Here is a 13063-nt window from a genome sequence, read left to right on the forward strand (position 1 = left end):
CAACTCTTGTTATAGTTCAATTGTATGGGACAACCTATAAATCCTCCAATATGCGAATTTAAATACAACTCTTGTTATAGTTCAATTAGTTGATGAAGAAGCTATAAGCTTTATGATTAAAAAATTTAAATACAACTCTTGTTATAGTTCAATCCTAAAGAATTGGATTTATTATTAGAAAAATTTATATTTAAATACAACTCTTGTTATAGTTCAATTATAGTTTCAGCTCAACATTTACATTTAAATTCCGTATTTAAATACAACTCTTGTTATAGTTCAATCGTTAATGTAACTTGTAGAGTCCCACAGAAAAACGGATTTAAATACAACTCTTGTTATAGTTCAATTAGAAATCTTGATTGATGATATTAACATTATTACATTTAAATACAACTCTTGTTATAGTTCAATTGAAACACTAACTCATAAATCTGATGTACTTATTTTATTTAAATACAACTCTTGTTATAGTTCAATTATACCAATTTAGCTATTCTTAATTTAATTAGATATTAAAAAACGTTATAATATCAACATTTTTTAATTTTTTTACCAAGTGCTTTTATAAAATATATTATTCAATAATAATATGGCTGAATATATTGTAAAGTCTGTATTAAAATAAACTGTTTCAAAAAACGCTTGGTAAATTTATGTTTTATTTATAAAATTATTATAATATTAGGTCTTCTCCCGTATCATTTTGTTTATTACCTAATATTTCTTCCCCATAAACATTATCATTCATTAACTTTATAATACAAACAAAATCTTCAGTTTCATCTATTATTTTATTTAAATCATTTTTTAGTAATAACAATTTTGACGGTGTTGTTTCTCCCCTAAATACTGATTTTTGAAAATGAGACAAGTATTTTTTACATACCTTAAATACTTTATTTACTCGTTTTTGATTTACGTCATAAAATACAAATGCATAGTTATAATTATAGTTTTTATTTAACTTCATTTAAGCCTTCTCCTTTAAACTAAAAGGTTTAAATTCTTTATCTTCTAATATAAATTTAATCAGCTTGTAACAATCCAATTTTATAGCTGTCTTATAAGTTACTTTTCGATTAAGTTTGCTATGTAGAAAAACACTTTCCATTCTCTCCTCAAAGGCAGTTATAAATATTTTTCTTCCTTCTTCATTTAATAAACAATAATTAAGTTTTTTGTCAAAATGCTTTTCAACCTGTAGCCTCCTATTATTAACTAAATCAAATATAGTTTTGAAAACAATAATAGGCTTAAAAGCTTCACTTATATCTAAACTTAAAGAAAATCTTCTTTCAGATGGTTTATGTAGAAAACTTATGGTTTGATTTAAATGGGTATTATATATAGCAGTTATTGTTTTTCCATATAACAATGTATTTCCAAATGAAATAAGTGCATTTATTGGATTATCTGGTGGACGCTTAACTCTTCTATTCATAGTAAAATCTTCTGGAAGTATATGCTTAAACTCTCCATAAAATCTTTGCCATAGTTCGCCTTCAATTTGCAATAATTGTTTAATATTATCTACTTCGTCTAACTTTCTTGGCATATCTTTCTTTATCCAATCTAAAGTTATTTTTGTTTCTTTTTTATTATGCTTATAGTAATGATATAACACCTCATAAATATTATCAGCAATCCCCTGGACAAATGCCTTAGCTAAAACCATTCTCTTGTTGTTATATGCTTCTACCTGTTTTATAAGCATTTTTCCACTATTATAATTGTCTTTAGGATAAAAAGTCCCACTATAGCCTTCATAATAATTAAAAAAATGTATAACTATATTGTTCTGCGATATAAAGTCTAAAAGCTTAGTATTAATACTAACTTCAGACATACAATAAATTTCCTTTGTATTTTCAATAGGAATATATACATTCTTATTGTTTTTCCTAAAACATAGAGAATTATCTTTCCTTGTTAATTCTCCCATAGATGTAATATATCTCGTGCTTCCCATATTCTCCTCCTATATATAGCAGTATTCAAAATAAGCACATTTTTTACATTTAGGCTTATTTTCAACATCTGGTATATTTGTACTAAATAATAACTCTTCAATATTTTTAATAACTCCTTCTAATTCAATTGTGTTATCTTCATTTAGTTCAATAATAATTGTATTTTTACTTTTATTTTTTTCTACAAATTCAAGTTTTCCTTTTCTTTCAATTCCTTTATCCTTTAATACCTTTAGATAAAACAATAGTTGCCATTTAGCAGCTTCTATATCAGAATCTGATTTTTTAATTTCCGTTAAATAATCTTTTGTAAGCTTATCTAGTTTAATATTATCAATGCTGATTTCTGACTGCTTATTTTCTTCCTCTTTAATCTTATGAATTGACTTTCCAATCTTTACATCTTCACTATTATCTTCTAAATTAATTCGATTGCCATGAAGCCAACATTGTCTTTTACAATGAAAATAATAATTGATTAATGTACCATTAACTTTCATAGATACCTCCTATACAAAAGCTCCTATACCTTTGTCAAAATTTTCTCTATCAAACTTCCCATCTGTAAAATATACATCTCCATCTGATATATAGTATAAATCTCCAATATTTTTTTCATGGATAAAGTCATTTCTTTTAACTTTATATATAAAATAATTTAATTTTGATTGTACTTCCGATAATTTAACCTTTCTCTCAGAATACTCCATCTTACCATTTTCTAATAACCCAACATACTCGTCCCAAATTTCCCCACCGTCTAATATTGTTCCATCTAGCATTTCAATTTTTCTACTTAAAAAGACACTGTATTCATAATCTTCATCAATAAGCTTCATTCTCTTTTCAACTTCTTTAAAATTAAGCTTATTTATATATTCATCAATAAATTCATCAAAATTTTTATCTGTATTTTTTTTAGATTGTTTATTTAAATAATCTAATACATATTCATAATAAGTACTAAAATCTTTATTTATCAAAATATCTCTTATATTGTCTGCTAAAACAGTTATGTTTTTTTCCTTTCTAATATCTTTTAAATATACAGCTGCTGCATTATCTAAATTGAAAAAATAAACAATTCCTCCATTAGTCATCTTACATGAACGATTAATTCTTCCTAGAAACTGTTCTTCGGAATCAAGCATGGATATATCTTTGTAACCTATATCCATATCAATATCTACTCCTGCCTCTATAACTTGCGTAGCTACTAAAATAATATTTTTATTATGTCTAATCTCTTCGATAATCTTATTTCTTTCAATACTATTATCATCGCCCGTTATAAGTCTTATTTGCTTATTAAATTTTCCATCACCTTTTAATCTATATTCATTTAAACGCTTAAAAAAATCCATAGCAGTTGTTTTCTTTATAAATTCAACTAAAATATTTATATCTTTCTTTTTAGAATTCTCTACAACATGATCTAAAAGAATATCCAATACATCTTCTGTTACATCTAACAGTGAAAAATCTAACTCAACTCTGTCTTTAAATATTCTATTATTAAAATACTTTTGCCTATTTTCTATTAAATTTATGGTTTTAACTTCTGTATCTACAAGTGTATCTAAATTAGGCAATGTAGCTGACATTATAATAATCTTAATATTAAGTATTTCTGAATAATTTTTTAAAAATGTTATTATTTCTTTCCATATATCATTTCTGTAGCTTTGTATTTCATCTAATATAATTACGCTATTGGCTATTTGTGGTAATGGAAATAAATTTTCTTTAGAAGTACCAAAAAAATAATTGAATATACTGACATGAGTAGTTAAAATTATTGGGTAGTGTAGGAATTGTCTATCAAGCAGTGATGTAACATAATCTTTGTTTTCTTTATTAATAACATCACTATCTTCATTATCATCTAAATTAATTTGTGTCTTTATAGGTACAATAGAATTAATTACTGCAATTTCATTTTCTACTTCACTATTTTTAAAGATTTTATTTAAAGTGTTAATATTTTGTTCAATAAGAGTATTAAAAGGATAGATATAAAATATTTTGTTTATATTCTGAAATTCTTCTACCATCTTAAAAGCTAAATTAAAGCTCACATTACTTTTTCCACTACCAGTAGGTGCTTCTAGATAAAAGATATTCTTATCCATATTTTTTAGCAATGTATTTTCTGCATCAAGAAATAGTTCATTTCTCATAATATTAATATCTTTAATATTATCAAAATTACTTATCTTACCATATTCTTTTTCTTGATATTTTCGGATTCCTTTATAAATATCAGTATCTTTATATATTTTATAAAATTTTTCAATATTATTTATTTCTCCAAAATTAGTAACTTCTTTTTGATTCTTAAAGTGGGATGTAGCATAGTAATCACAAGATAATAAAAGAGAGATTAAGAACCTTTCGTATATATAAATGTAAAATGAAATTTCTTTTTCTCTTTTTTCCATATTAATTAAGATATTTTTAGTATTTTTAAAAAGTGTTTCTAATATATTGTTATCTTTAGTAAATAGTATAGGTGTATTATAAACTTCCTCAAATATACATAATTGATCTGTATATAAGTAGAGTCCTTCTCCACCATCGCCCAACATCTTTTCTTCAAATTCAGAGAATTTATCAAGGGCTCCATGATGCTTAGATATAACATAAGCATTTAATAACATAAACATACAAAGTATAGCTCTATCTTCTTTATTACTATGGTTTCTAATTATATTAAAATAATAGTTTATATAAATTAAAGATGATAGCATAGAATGTTTAGTATTATTACATTCTAAGCCTTTTTTATTTTTAAATTCTTCATTTCTCATTTTATGATATTGATAATTACAATTAATTTTCCCTAAGTCGTGCATACAAATTGTATTGTAAAACATATCCCAATAAATAGACTTGCCTTCATCTGTTATCTCTTTTAGAAAAATATTTTGAAAGTTATGTAATACATTATCTAACTGCTTTACTTTAATAATTTTCTGCAAATAATATGTGGACAAATCACTATGTTCTTGTAAAGTTTCTTTCCTATCTTCCCAAATATGTGCGTATATTTTTTTATGATTTAATATAAATTTTTCAAAATCAAATTTTTCTACTTTTTCAAAATACATATAATCTCCCCTTTACTTCTAAACTAAACAGCATTACACTCCTATAATACAATCGTTAAATCAAACCTAATGAAAGCATTTTTAAACTTAATTTTATTAAAGGAGGGTTGTCCCCTCCCGACTTTAAAAGAAAAAGACTAATTTTTCGTTACATCTATATACAGTAGGACTATTTATAATCTTTAGATTTGAATTAGTATATATGAATGACTGAAACTCATATTTATTTGTTGTTTCCTCTAAGATTATTGGCAGCATTTCTTCATATTTATATACAGGTTCATATTTTTCTTCTGGGTCAGCCTCAAATATATCTTGCTCAATTTGATATAACTCAAAATAATCTTTTACAAATAGACTATCTAATCTATTTACATCATTTATTTTTTCTACATCATAGATAATTTGTGTTTCTATAATATTAGCAATATGATCATTTTTCCCTAGGTAAGGAATATATTGAAATTTAAAATCTAGCATTCTTTTAGCTAATTGACTTTCTAGATCCCCTTGAATCAATACGTATATATCCCACTCTGGGTTTTCTAGCCACTGCTCTTTAACAATAAGATTTCCATCTTTATTGGCATACCCCACTGTATTATTAAAAATTTGCACCTTTTTAGTTATATAGCCTTTATGATTTTTAGGGACAATACCTACTTTAATATTTTTAAGCTTTTCATAAAACTCTGGATATACTGCTGTATCATCTTGAATTTGCTGATTATAGCCTCCATACCCCATAATAGCTCCTAAAATTCCCAATAAAGCTACTTTGTGAATATGTCCATATGTAAAATACAAGTAAGTATTAACATCTGGCTTTTTAAAAAAAGCTGTATTACCACTAAGAGTAAACTTTAAAACATTCATTATTGCACCTCTTCTTTAGTAAAAATATTAAAGTATTTAACTCCTTCTATTTTTGTTTTTATTACAGTAGTGTATGGATTATAATATATTTCTATATTTTTAATTTTACTATTTAGACCATTAATAAGCTCGTCACATTCTATATTAATAATATTTTTATCTTCAGTCTTATTAAATTTTATGTATTGAGATAAGTCTGGCAGGTATAAATCTTTTTCTGTCTCTACAAATAAAGCAAATTCATTTTCACAGCCAATTTTTGCGTTTGTACTAAATGAAGTTGCAGCTACTAGGGCAGTTTCCTTAAATCTTATATAATCATTTTCTGTATATCCTTCTGTAACTTCTAATTTCCTATATTCATCATATGCAGTAGGATTAATAGTAAAAGGATAAAAATAATGTGCTTCGTCACTTATAATTTTAGTTCCTAAAGTTGTTGCTTTAGCATCTTCTTTTTCTTCATCTTTGTCTTTCTTCTTTTCTAACTTTTCAGAAGCATCTCTAAAGGGAGATAGTATCTGCTGTTCTTCAGCATTTGTATCTTCATACTTGTTAAATCCTTGCCCTATTTGTACTGCACCTGTAATAGATATGTTATTTCCTTCCTCTGCAAAGGTAGCACCAAAATTTTTAACATCTATAGCACTAAATAGATTTGTCAAAACTATTTTACGATTCTTTACTTTCTTCAAGTCTTCAACTTCAAATATATATTCGTATCTTTCCTTAAGTGATCTTGGTATAATTTCTACTTCACCCTTTTTATTTTCTTGCAGTTTAAGGGATTTAATATATAATACCTTTTCTCCTTGCTCATTCCACATAACTTTTAATGGGTACTTAAAAGCCTTATCGCTTCCAAAAACACTACCATCAGAGGTTGTTTTAGGATAACCAGAAAAATCTGCATTCCAGTTGCTCATTCTAGATACTATTCCCAATACCCCAAATATCCTTTTATTCATAATCTTTATCCCCCTTATTCTCATTGTTAGTATTTTCTTCTTTTTTATCTTTAGCAGTTTTGTCCGTATTGTCAGATGTTTCGTATACCAAATTACTATGCAAATACCCTGCTATAATCAAGTCATCCATAACCCTACCTTCAGGTTCATAAGATGCAACCATAGCATATAGATTATTAAATTTCTTATTGCTATAAATAGTATAGTTATATTTTTTAAATAATTTTTTTAGCTCTTCTTTAATTCTAGCGTCAGTTTTCGCATTAAAAATTGGATTAGCTAAAGAGTGTGGTTTTGTTTTAGATTTGCTTAAGGATATAAAATAGCTACTAAGTTGTCCTACAGCAAAATAATATTCCTTGTCACTTTCTATCGAGCCAGTATCTTCTTTATTGTCTCTATTGCCCTTATTCTCTTTGTTGTCTTTATTTTCTTTAGTATCTTTGCCTATTTTTTCTCTTAAAGTATTTTTAATATCAACTAAAACATCTGGCATATCTTCACCTTCCTCAAAATAGTTTTTTAATGAAAAACTTAAGTTAAACTGTTCACTTGCCTTTGTTAAATATCCTTTGTTTATAGAGCCTTTTATTAAATCTAAACTAATTTGTTTTAGGATTTTCCATACGTTATTGTCTACACCCTTATAAAACCAAGCAAATAGTGTAGTTCTAGCCAGTAATAAATTTCTTTTTAATGCAGGGTCATAAATTTTTATGTCTTTTGGCTCTGTAAAATAATTTGAGGTTAAGAATCTACTAAAAAATACTTCATTGATAATATTTTTTAAATCATCTAATTTATATGTTTTTTTATATTCTAGTTTAGACTTTTCAAGTCTTATAACATTCATTAAATCAAAAGGTCTTATATTGCAGCTATATAGGCCTATAGTGTCAAAGTCGAGTATTTCTACTTCCATCCCTTTTTTGACTCTTAAAAAATATCCTTTAAAATCTGATTCTATCAATTCATCATTAGTTTTGGGTATTATTTTTTCATCATTGGTATAGATATTGGTTTTTCCAGCAGTAGCTTGGTTCATTAGATAATCAAAGAATTTTTTTTGCATTAATACTTCGTCTTGTGATAAGAAATAAGGAATTTTGCTTTTTCTGCTTTTATTTTCTAGATAAGGTTTTTTAGAATTTAGTCCCATATTATCATTAGGTAGTCCGAAAATTTCATCGTTTATAATAGTATTATAATCAGCACTATTATAGATATTTGTCAATATGTATTTTTCACTTTCTTTTCTGTATTTGTTAATGTCATATTTAAAAAATATCTTTAAATAGCTTTTATCGTTCCCTGTAGAAATAGTATATATATTACTTTTAATCCATTCTTCTATTCTTCCGATTTCATCTATATCAGATTTACCATTCTTAGCTTCAATATTTTCATAAGCTTCTTTTTGCTGTGGTTTATTATATTTTTTAAATGGGTTTTTAAATACTTCATAGTAATCTGATATAACTTTATAGTTTATCTTTCCATTATGAAGATTTTCTTTTTTTACAAAAAAGGTTAAATAATTATTACTATGTATGTTTTTATCACTTATAGCTTTATTAGACTCTAAATATCTGCTCATATAATCCGCCTGCTGTACAAAATCAAAATGCGGACTAGTTCTTTCTATCTCTCTAGTTTTTTTATCCTGTTTAATATGTATAGTGTCTAATATTTCAAATCCACCATCTTTAGGTAAAACTATAATGTATTCTCCATCGGTAGGAATATGAGCATCAGTAATATATTCTTCTCCACGCTTTTTATATTCCTTCTCAAAGGTTTTAATAACATCCTTTAGCAAGTTATCACCTCCTATTTAAATCGTCCTATAGTTTATAAAACCAAAACCTCTTGAGTTCATTTCTCCAACTCCTGCTCCAAGAACAAAATATGCTAATTTTTGTGCTGTTTCATTATCTGCAATATAAAATGTTAGTTTATCTCCAAGCAAAGAAACATTCTTATATGGCGTTGCTATAGGCTTTCTATTATTAAATTCAATCATGTTAAATATTTCAAAATTTTCGTCTAACTTAGTGTTGAAATAGGCGTTGTATTTTTTTATTATATTTGCTGTTATTCTTTGTTCATAAGCTTCTAAAGATAGTTCTTGTCTCCAGTACCCATTGTCTGTTTTTACAACTAAAGGTGTAATACTATATATTTTCTCTATGTGCTTTTTAGGTATTATTTTATTTTCAAATGTTAATGCCTTTATGTATTGAGTGTATTCATTTACAAGATTTTTTTTAAAAGATTGCGATAGTTTTTCATCTGTTGTTCTAATTATTACAGAGTATATACTACCCTCTTTATAAACTCCATCCTGCTCTAAATTATATAAAGAATTAAAGCAATAATTTTTAAACTGATTTTTTTTGTGAAATTCATAGAGTTCTGGATTTTTGCTTAATGATTTATCGATTAATTCACTTATTTTTTCTAGTGCATTTTTACTGTCAATATTTTTTAAAAGGAAGACTTTTAATTTTAATTCATATACCTTCATTTCTTCACCTCCCTTAAATATAAATTTCTTGTAAATAGCTATTGCTTAATGATTATTTATAAACCTATAAACTTAAATTCAATTTAGTACAATAGGTCTCTTATACTAATTTCTAGGGAATACGACAATTTCCTTCAAAAATCATCCGCAAATTCCGACATAGTTAAAATAATTCATTTATAAAAAAAACAGAGCAGTCCCCCACTCCGTTAAAATTACGCACTAATCAATAAACTTTTAAAAGCCTAATCCCTTTATAAAATCCCCCTCGTTCTTCTTTCTTCTTGACTCTTACAACTTCCAATTCATCAATCCCTATATCTCTAGCATTTAAAATACCATGCACTACTTCTAATATATCTGCAAGCTCTTCTATATCATTACTTTCAAGGTATTCATTAACCTCTTCCTGTAGTTTTTCATTCAATAGTTTTTCTAGTTCTTCTCCCTCTACAATTTCAATTTCACAGTTTTTATTAGTAGCTTCTATTATATTAGGAATATTATCTCTAACAAGCTTGTTATAAACTTTCTCACTCATACATATTCCCCCATAGTACTTTACAATTTTAGTATATTGATCTTCATCAGCTACATTAGCTTACTCTCTAACAAACATCCACCCACTCAGCCCCAGTTATCTCATACATTTCTTCCACATTCATTTTTATGGCTGAATTTGTACTTCCTGCTGCTGGATAAACAACTTCAAATTTCTTAAGTGATTCGTCCATATATATTTCTATGTCCTCTGGCAATCCAAAAGGACACACTCCACCTACAGGATGTCCTGTTAACTCTAATGTTTCATCAAAATTCATCATTTTGGCTTTACATCCAAAGGTTTGTTTATATTTCTTATTATCAATTCTAGCCGTACCACAGGTTACCACAACAATATCTCTATCTTTTAGCCTAAAGGCTAATGTTTTTGCAATCATTGCTGGTTCTATTCCAATAGCTTTGGCAGCTAAATCTACTGTAGCACTGCTTTCATCTAAATACATTATTTTGTGTGGAAGGTTCCTATCGTCTAAATAATTTTGAACTGCTAAACTACTCAATTTCATCAACTCCAAATCTTTATGTAATCACTTTTTTGTATATTTATACTATATTCTACTCTTTTTTTAGGTTAATGTCAAAATTCTAGCGCAATTCTGTATAGTACAAGTAATCTTACATACAACAAGAAGCAGAAAACTATTTTCTGCTTCTTGTTGGCACTATATAATCACTTACTTTACCGTAGTACTCTTTACTAGGCATCATATCAGATAGAAAATGTACATACACATTATAATCTAAAAGATTATTTTCTATTATATATTCCTTATCTCCATTTATAATCGCTGTAATTGCTCTTGGCATATGCTGTTTAAATTTTTCATATCTATCTTCTATTGTAAGAGAACTATGTTCAGAATATAAAGTGCACATTATATGTAGCTCAAATTCCGTATATGCTTTAACCCATTCTCCTAATACTTCATCCTTTAATTTATTATATTTATCTTCAGCAAATTCTTTCCCAATAAATAGATATCGTTGTCCAGTCTCATCCGAATGAGTTAAAGTATATTTCCTATCTGTAAAATTTCTATTATGTATATTTGAGTTAAATTCCACTTCCAATTTTTTTATCATTAATAAATAACCTCTTTTGGAATATTTTCATAGCAAAAAATGATCCAAATAATCCAGCTATATAAACTGTAATTGCGCTTATTAATAGTGCTAATGGTCCTTCGAAACTATATAAAGGACTTTTTACTAAAAATGTGACGGTAAAAAATGTACCTATAATCCCACCTACTGAATATAGGGGAGCACATAAAGCTATTTTTACATTAGAATCATATTTTTTTACAAATATAAGAGTTATAATATCAGCTAAGACTCCACCTATTATTATTGATATAGTACTAAATATTGATATTCTAGCCATTATAATACCATATCCCAATGCAAATAATGTCATTGCGCCAGGTTTTCTAACTCTATATAGAATTAATGCTATAAGAAAACTATAAAAGGGAGCATTAATAACTCCTCTTGAAAAAGGCATTATTCTATGAAGTACCGCTAATAATTTACCTAATACAACTGCTATAGCAACACATATTCCTATTGTTGTTATATCTTTTACATTCATATTCCATTTCATATTGTTTCTCATCATATTGCTCTCCCTTCTTTTAAAAGACAAAAAGGATCTTCATCGAGCCAATCACCTGAATAATTAAAGGCTCTTGCTCTACATCCGCCACAAATATTAATATACCTACAACTTCCACAGTTACCTTTATAGCTTTTAAAATCTCTAAGTTTTTTAAATATCTCGTTATTCTCCCATATACTATCAAATGCTTCTTCTTTGACATTAGCCACTTTGATAGGTGCATATGGACATATATGAACATCTCCGTTTGGGAGTATAGAACAATAACTAGTTCCAGCTATACAACCTCTTCCTCCTGGTGAATCAATTCCTTTAAGTAAGGCTTCTACTTTATATTGAGGTGCACAAGTAGGTTTAACACGGATATCTAAATCTAGATTTTTATCTATTATAGTATTAATAGCATTTTTGTACTCCTCTTTATTTAAGGATGTATATCCTATATTTTTACCTCTCCCCACTTCTACAAGAAAAAGCATATGACTTGAAACCGCACCAAAATCAGAAGCAAAATTCATTATGCTATCTATTTCTTTTAAATTATCTTTTGTAACAGTACAGTTAAGTTGAACTTTTATTCCTGCATCTATACAATTTTTAGCGCCCTGTAAAGCTCTTTTAAAAGCAGTATCTGCACCTCTAAACTCATTGTGCTTTTTTTCATCTAAGCTATCTATACTTATAGCAATAGAATTTAAACCGCTGTTTTTTAGTTTTTCTGCATAGCTTTTTGTTATAAGAGTGCCATTGCTACCCATAAGTGTAATCATATTAAGAGTTTTTGCATATTTTACCAATTCAAATATATCATCTCTCAGTAGTGGCTCTCCGCCACTAAATACTATTATGCGAAAACCTGCCTTATACATTTCTCTTAAAAGTTTCTTTCCTTCTTCGGTAGAAAGTTCATTATTTACTAATTCATCAGGACCAGATTCCCTATAACAATGTTTGCAGTACAAATTGCATCTTTTAGTTGTGTTCCAAGATATATGATTCATAGTGCCCTCCCTTAAACTCTCTAAAATTATCTATATTTGTATTATTGTATCTATATAGACCTTTTTGGATTATTTCCATAATAATCCTATATTAACCATCAAATTTATTATTTTTAAATTAAGCTGAATACCTATTCAATGTTGTCGTAAAAAATAGTCGTACAGAACTTTTTACTTAAAACATGGTTAATTTCTACTTATGCTTTAAATTACTTTTTAATAAAGTTGGTAAGACTTTTAAATTTCACATTGTTAGATATAATTAATTAGTAAGATAAAATTGGAAAGATATTTCTTTAAAACTATTTATTTTTATTTCATGCAAAAAACAAAGAGCTGACTCCTTCATAGGAATCAACTCTGATTGATGTATTTTCATTTTGTACGCACATAAAAATTTTACGTTGCTATACCATCTTTTATTAT

The 13063-nt window shown here is 26.9% G+C and carries 13 protein-coding genes and 1 CRISPR repeat array (1 of these 14 running past the window's edge); all 13 genes read right to left on the reverse strand.

From position 1 onward, the window contains the following. Positions 1-480: a CRISPR direct-repeat array (repeat unit 30 nt; unit sequence ATTTAAATACAACTCTTGTTATAGTTCAAT) (it extends 1970 nt beyond the left edge of the window). Positions 481-676: 196 nt separating this feature from the next. Next, positions 677-973, reverse strand: coding sequence for a CRISPR-associated endonuclease Cas2 (cas2, locus tag KQI88_RS12475; RefSeq protein ID WP_216417786.1), 297 nt, complete (start codon positions 971-973; stop codon positions 677-679). Then, positions 974-1972, reverse strand: coding sequence for a type I-B CRISPR-associated endonuclease Cas1b (gene cas1b, locus KQI88_RS12480; protein ID WP_216417788.1), 999 nt, complete (start codon positions 1970-1972; stop codon positions 974-976). A gap of 9 nt (positions 1973-1981) precedes the next feature. Then, positions 1982-2473 carry a CRISPR-associated protein Cas4 gene (gene cas4, locus KQI88_RS12485; RefSeq protein ID WP_216417790.1) on the reverse strand — a complete coding sequence of 164 codons (492 nt, stop codon included), beginning with the start codon at positions 2471-2473 and terminating at the stop codon, positions 1982-1984. A gap of 9 nt (positions 2474-2482) precedes the next feature. After that, positions 2483-5083, reverse strand: a complete 2601-nt coding sequence (gene cas3 / locus KQI88_RS12490) for a CRISPR-associated helicase Cas3' (RefSeq protein ID WP_216417792.1) — start codon at positions 5081-5083, stop codon at positions 2483-2485. A gap of 123 nt (positions 5084-5206) precedes the next feature. Continuing rightward, positions 5207-5959: a type I-B CRISPR-associated protein Cas5b gene (gene cas5b, locus KQI88_RS12495; protein WP_216417794.1), complete on the reverse strand. Its 753-nt coding sequence runs from the start codon at positions 5957-5959 to the stop codon at positions 5207-5209. Continuing rightward, complete coding sequence (locus tag KQI88_RS12500; RefSeq protein ID WP_216417796.1) at positions 5959-6927, reverse strand: type I CRISPR-associated protein Cas7; 969 nt, start codon at positions 6925-6927, stop codon at positions 5959-5961. Before KQI88_RS12500 ends, cas5b begins: the two co-directional genes overlap by 1 nt. After that, positions 6920-8746 (reverse strand): type I-B CRISPR-associated protein Cas8b/Csh1, encoded by a 1827-nt coding sequence (gene cas8b, locus KQI88_RS12505; protein WP_216417798.1) that lies wholly within the window; start codon positions 8744-8746, stop codon positions 6920-6922. Before cas8b ends, KQI88_RS12500 begins: the two co-directional genes overlap by 8 nt. Before the next feature lie 15 nt (positions 8747-8761). Next, positions 8762-9454: a CRISPR-associated endoribonuclease Cas6 gene (gene cas6, locus KQI88_RS12510; RefSeq protein ID WP_216417800.1), complete on the reverse strand. Its 693-nt coding sequence runs from the start codon at positions 9452-9454 to the stop codon at positions 8762-8764. 226 nt (positions 9455-9680) lie between these two features. Continuing rightward, complete coding sequence (locus tag KQI88_RS12515; RefSeq protein ID WP_216417802.1) at positions 9681-9995, reverse strand: nucleoside triphosphate pyrophosphohydrolase; 315 nt, start codon at positions 9993-9995, stop codon at positions 9681-9683. A gap of 67 nt (positions 9996-10062) precedes the next feature. After that, entirely contained in the window at positions 10063-10524 is a 462-nt protein-coding gene (locus KQI88_RS12520; RefSeq protein WP_216417804.1) for a YbaK/EbsC family protein, read from the reverse strand. Positions 10525-10657: 133 nt separating this feature from the next. Further along, positions 10658-11101 carry a staygreen family protein gene (locus KQI88_RS12525; protein WP_216417806.1) on the reverse strand — a complete coding sequence of 148 codons (444 nt, stop codon included), beginning with the start codon at positions 11099-11101 and terminating at the stop codon, positions 10658-10660. Further along, positions 11073-11636, reverse strand: coding sequence for an MptD family putative ECF transporter S component (locus KQI88_RS12530; RefSeq protein ID WP_216417808.1), 564 nt, complete (start codon positions 11634-11636; stop codon positions 11073-11075). Before KQI88_RS12530 ends, KQI88_RS12525 begins: the two co-directional genes overlap by 29 nt. Then, positions 11633-12637, reverse strand: coding sequence for a radical SAM/SPASM domain-containing protein (locus tag KQI88_RS12535; RefSeq protein ID WP_216417810.1), 1005 nt, complete (start codon positions 12635-12637; stop codon positions 11633-11635). The genes KQI88_RS12530 and KQI88_RS12535 overlap by 4 nt, the downstream gene beginning before the upstream one ends. Between the last annotated feature and the right edge of the window lie 426 nt (positions 12638-13063).

Source organism: Alkaliphilus flagellatus, assembly GCF_018919215.1.
GTDB lineage: Bacteria > Bacillota > Clostridia > Peptostreptococcales > Natronincolaceae > Alkaliphilus_B > Alkaliphilus_B flagellatus.

Bases quoted from the DNA above. Each gene is read 5' to 3' on its own strand.
- cas3 (WP_216417792.1), bottom strand. From the start codon at position 5,083: ATGTATTTTGAAAAAGTAGAAAAATTTGATTTTGAAAAATTTATATTA.
- cas6 (WP_216417800.1), bottom strand. From the start codon at position 9,454: ATGAAGGTATATGAATTAAAATTAAAAGTCTTCCTTTTAAAAAATATT.
- KQI88_RS12535 (WP_216417810.1), bottom strand. From the start codon at position 12,637: ATGAATCATATATCTTGGAACACAACTAAAAGATGCAATTTGTACTGC.
- cas1b (WP_216417788.1), bottom strand. From the start codon at position 1,972: ATGGGAAGCACGAGATATATTACATCTATGGGAGAATTAACAAGGAAA.
- cas5b (WP_216417794.1), bottom strand. From the start codon at position 5,959: ATGAATGTTTTAAAGTTTACTCTTAGTGGTAATACAGCTTTTTTTAAA.
- KQI88_RS12515 (WP_216417802.1), bottom strand. From the start codon at position 9,995: ATGAGTGAGAAAGTTTATAACAAGCTTGTTAGAGATAATATTCCTAAT.
- cas4 (WP_216417790.1), bottom strand. From the start codon at position 2,473: ATGAAAGTTAATGGTACATTAATCAATTATTATTTTCATTGTAAAAGA.
- KQI88_RS12520 (WP_216417804.1), bottom strand. From the start codon at position 10,524: ATGAAATTGAGTAGTTTAGCAGTTCAAAATTATTTAGACGATAGGAAC.
- KQI88_RS12530 (WP_216417808.1), bottom strand. From the start codon at position 11,636: ATGATGAGAAACAATATGAAATGGAATATGAATGTAAAAGATATAACA.
- KQI88_RS12500 (WP_216417796.1), bottom strand. From the start codon at position 6,927: ATGAATAAAAGGATATTTGGGGTATTGGGAATAGTATCTAGAATGAGC.
- cas2 (WP_216417786.1), bottom strand. From the start codon at position 973: ATGAAGTTAAATAAAAACTATAATTATAACTATGCATTTGTATTTTAT.
- KQI88_RS12525 (WP_216417806.1), bottom strand. From the start codon at position 11,101: ATGATAAAAAAATTGGAAGTGGAATTTAACTCAAATATACATAATAGA.